We start from the raw sequence: 1,009 nt of genomic DNA on the forward strand, positions 1-1,009 counted from the left end.
CAGGGAATGAACAAACACTCAAGCGGAGCGCTCTACGCCTGCGCGGCCCGGCCCGGCCCGATTAGGCGATGCTTTACGACGCGTTTGGTAAGAATGAAGTCACTTTCAGAACTGAAAGGACTGCTCCAGAAGGCTTTACTTCTGAAGGAAAAAACGAGAGTTTCTGAATCTCGTGCAGCAACCAGATCCTGCCAAAGTTCTTGGCCCGAGTCTTCGGCAGAAAGCGAATATTGAAAGGAGGGGTACTGCGAAAGCTGCGACGCTTCAGTAGCATGCACTACCAGTTCCCCGGAACTCCACAAAATGCCATTGACCCACTCTTTGGAACCGGGATTTCCGACCAATATCCCGGTTAGCCAGCTATTCTCACTATCCGCAACAACAGCATCATTTGATCGGCTGCCCGGGGCTTCTCTCCCTGAAACCGGGACAAACTTACCCGGGCCATGGGCTTCTGAACTTCCTGGCGAAACAAGAAACAACGCCATATAAACCATGATGGGCATCCATTTCATCATCAGCTTCCCTGTATGAGTTTTGACATCCACTGTCGCAAGAACCGACCCTGTCCGGGGATCAGGAGGTGATCCGAAAATCCACTGTCCCACACGGCAACCACACGAAAACAATGCCAGCGCAAGACACCCCCTGTCCCGAATAGCCCAGACTTGATACTGGCCTTGGGCACCGATTTCCTGAACCCTGTCTTTAAGATAACCTTTAAGATAACGAAGGTTAGTGATTAAAAACAGGGGGCATTCACAGACTTCATCTGACAAACCTGCCCATACATTGCAGCTGCCTGATCCCCTTTTCTTTTATAATGGTTAATTCACATAAATTACAAATCACTCAAAGAACAATTGCACCATTACACGCTGATTAGCAGAAAAACTGTTTTATTGACTGTAGATTTGAATACCGTAGTACTAAGTCCAATAACCACACCTGGAAATATAACAACAACTGCCTTATATGCATTAATTATGAAAATGCTCTCATATGAAAA

Annotated in this window: 1 protein-coding gene; it reads right to left on the reverse strand. The window is 47.2% G+C overall.

Translation table 11 applies throughout. The features are described 5' to 3' along the window. Nucleotides 1-32 precede the first annotated feature (32 nt). Nucleotides 33-518 carry a hypothetical protein gene (locus tag KDK13_RS04450; protein ID WP_257283728.1) on the reverse strand — a complete coding sequence of 162 codons (486 nt, stop codon included), beginning with the start codon at nt 516-518 and terminating at the stop codon, nt 33-35. Between the last annotated feature and the right edge of the window lie 491 nt (nt 519-1,009).

It is taken from the genome of Endozoicomonas sp. SESOKO1, assembly GCF_024606265.1.
Taxonomy (GTDB): Bacteria; Pseudomonadota; Gammaproteobacteria; order Pseudomonadales; family Endozoicomonadaceae; genus Endozoicomonas.

Coding starts and splice junctions, on each gene's coding strand:
- KDK13_RS04450 (WP_257283728.1), bottom strand. CDS start 518: ATGATGAAATGGATGCCCATCATGGTTTATATGGCGTTGTTTCTTGTT.